Source organism: uncultured Proteiniphilum sp. (assembly GCF_937873925.1).
Lineage (GTDB): Bacteria > Bacteroidota > Bacteroidia > Bacteroidales > Dysgonomonadaceae > Proteiniphilum.
In genome coordinates this window covers 1-3,067 of sequence record NZ_CALNAT010000246.1, presented here as the reverse complement: position 1 = coordinate 3,067, position 3,067 = coordinate 1, and the positions used below count along the sequence as shown (strand labels likewise).

Below are 3,067 nucleotides of genomic sequence, written 5' to 3'. Positions count from 1 at the left end.
CAAGGCCTCCTTCGAGGAAGAATCCCCCGCGGACGGGATTGTGCTTGAATGCTTTTACGGGGAAGGCGATGAAGTGCCCGTACTGGAAAACATGATGGTGATCGGGCAAGCGGGGGAAGACATTTCCGCGTTGCTTGCCGGACGCGCCGCTGCAGAAGGCGGGAGCGGCGAAGAGCCGGGGAAGGAAACAACCCCGCAGTCCTCTGGAGTTGAGCCGCAGTCCGCCAGTGAACCACCGGTGCAGGGGGAATCCCCCGCAGGCGGTAAGGCGGCCCCCGGGGTGAGTCCCGTCTCCCCCCGCGCCAGGAAGCTGGCCGTACAGAATGCCGTGGAGACATCCGGCCTTTCCGGCAGCGGCCCCCATGGGCGTATTATAGAGAAGGATGTGCAGGCGGTGTTGGATGACCGTCCCCGGATGACGCCGCTGGCCAGGAAACTGGCCGCTGAAGAAGGCCTCCAGCCCCAGTCGCCCGGGACAGGGCTTGCCGGCACGGCCCGGTCCTCGGACCTGTCCGCCCCGGTGAACACAGTCTACGGCAAGGACTATGAAGACGAGAAGATCTCGAATATGCGCAAGATCATCGCCCGCTCCATGCACGCGTCGCTCCAGAACTCGGCCCAGCTGACCCATCACCTGGGGGCTGACGCCAGGAGGCTTCTTGAGCTCAGGAAAAAAGCGAAATCGATGCAGGAAAAGGGTCTGCTTGATACCAACATCACCCTGAACGACATGGTCTGCTTCGCAGTGGTCAGGGCGCTGAAGAAATTCCCCGGTGTGAACACCCATTTCCTGGGCGAGAGCATTCGCCGTTTCCACAAGGTGCACCTGGGGTTGGCCGTGGATACCGACAGGGGTCTGATGGTACCGGTGGTGCGTAACGCCGACGACCTGTCCGTCACAGGGCTGTCCCGCCAGTTCAAGGAAATAGCCGCCGCCTGCCGGAACGGCAACGTGAACCCCGATATTCTTTCGCCTGAAGCAGGCTCTTTCACCGTGTCGAACCTGGGAAACTACGGGGTGGAGATGTTCACCCCGGTGATCAACCTGCCGCAATCGGCGATCCTGGGCGTGAACACCATCGTGCCTCGCCCGAAAGACCTGGGGGACGGCGTATACGCCTTTGTCCCCTTTATCGGATTGAGCCTTACCTACGACCACCGTTCGCTGGACGGGGGTGAAGCCACGCGTTTCCTGAAGCAGATCGCTATAGAAATAGAAAACATGGAACTGGATATTTTTTAATGAAGGGTATCCAGTAATAGCTGTTAATAATATAAATCACGAAATCAAAATTCATCACCCATCACGTGAAAACGAACCTGTTGGTTTTTAATCCATTTATTGGCACATTTTCACATTGGCAAAAATTAATATTATGATAGATTTACTCATTATCGGCGGCGGGCCAGCCGGGTATGTCGCGGCGGAGCGGGCCGGCCATAAAGGGCTTAGCGTGGTACTCTTCGAGAAGAAGTCGATGGGCGGCGTATGCCTGAATGAAGGCTGCATTCCCACCAAGACCCTGCTCTACAGCGCCAAGACCTATGAGAACGCTTTACACGGCGACCAGTACGGTGTTTCGGGGGACAACATCCGTTTCGATTACGGCAAGATGGTCTCCCGTAAAAAGAAAGTGGTGCGCAAGCTCGTGCTTGGGGTGGAAAGCAAGATGAAATCCAATAAAGTGGAGGTGGTAAAGGGCGAAGCCCGTATCGAGGGGCGTTCGCCGGAAGGGATCGGAGTAACCTGTAACGGTGAGAAATACACGGGGAAAAACCTCCTCATCTGCACAGGTTCGGAAGCCTTTGTGCCCCCCATACCCGGTCTGCAGGAGGCCGGAGAGATCATCGTTACCAACCGTGAGATACTGGAACTGACCGAGCGGCCGGAATCACTTGTCGTAATAGGTGGAGGAGTGATCGGCATGGAGTTCGCCAGTTTATACAACAGTCTGGGAACCCGTGTCACTGTGGTGGAGATGCTGCCCGAAATTCTCGGGGGGCTCGACGTGGAGATATCCGCTATGCTGCGTGAGATCTACGCCAGGAAAGGCATCACTTTCCACCTGAACGCGAAAGTGACGCAGGTGGATGGCCGCAAGGTCGTTTTTGAAAAAGACGGGAAGACGGATACGGTAGAAGGGGAAAAGATCCTGCTGAGTGTCGGGCGGCGTCCCGTGACCCAGGGCTTCGGGCTGGAAACCCTGGGGGTGGAACTCCACCGCGGGGGCATCAAGACGGACGAGAAGATGCGCACCAACGTTCCCGGCGTTTTCGCGGCGGGCGATGTGACGGGTTTCTCGTTACTGGCGCATACGGCCAGCCGTGAAGGCGAGGTGGTGGTCAACAACCTGACGGGCAGGAACGATATCATGCGTTACCACGCGATTCCGGGGGTAGTCTATACCAACCCCGAAGTAGCCGGTGTGGGGGAGACGGAAGAGTCCGCCAAAGCCAAAAAGATAGCCTATAAGGTAGCCAGCCTCCCAATGGCCTATGCGGGGCGTTTCGTCGCCGAGAATGAAGGCGGCAGCGGTTTGTGCAAAGTGCTGGTGGGTGAGAAGCATGGCGAGGTGATCGGGGTGCACCTGCTGGGTAACCCCGCCAGCGAGATCATTTACGGGGCCTGTATCGCCATTGAGCAGGAGATGACCCTGAAGGAGATGCAGGAAGTCGTCTTCCCGCACCCCACCGTGAGTGAGATTATTAAAGAAACAGTTTTTAAGTAGAACAAAGAGTAAAGACTTATAGTAAACTGAAAGTGAAAAACTAAAAACTAAAAGTGAAAAGTGGAATCAAAGTTACTACTTCTGATTTCTTAGTTCTAATTTCATTAAATCTACAAATCAATAAATCAGTAAATCAACAAAAATATGCCCAAAGTACAAAATATTGATCCGTCACAAGTTCGCAAACCCGGCTTTGTGGAGTTTCAACCGATACCTGTCAATCAGTACCGGAAAACGGTGCAGGATGAGAAAGAGAATTTTACCACAGAAGAATTCAAGGCAATCTACCATGACATGGTATTGATCCGCGAATTCGAAACCATGCTGAACCTGATCAA

3 protein-coding genes are annotated in these 3,067 nt (G+C 54.9%); all 3 read left to right on the top strand.

Features of this window, described 5'->3' with window-relative positions; all coding sequences use genetic code 11:
* A partial coding sequence (locus Q0502_RS17380; protein ID WP_298653591.1) for a dihydrolipoamide acetyltransferase family protein occupies nt 1-1,243 on the top strand: 1,243 nt, incomplete at its 5' end.
* 130 nt (nt 1,244-1,373) lie between these two features.
* Nucleotides 1,374-2,729: a dihydrolipoyl dehydrogenase gene (lpdA, locus tag Q0502_RS17375; RefSeq protein WP_298653593.1), complete on the top strand. Its 1,356-nt coding sequence runs from the start codon at nt 1,374-1,376 to the stop codon at nt 2,727-2,729.
* A gap of 144 nt (nt 2,730-2,873) precedes the next feature.
* On the top strand, nt 2,874-3,067 hold a 194-nt coding region (locus Q0502_RS17370), incomplete at its 3' end, for a hypothetical protein (protein ID WP_298653589.1).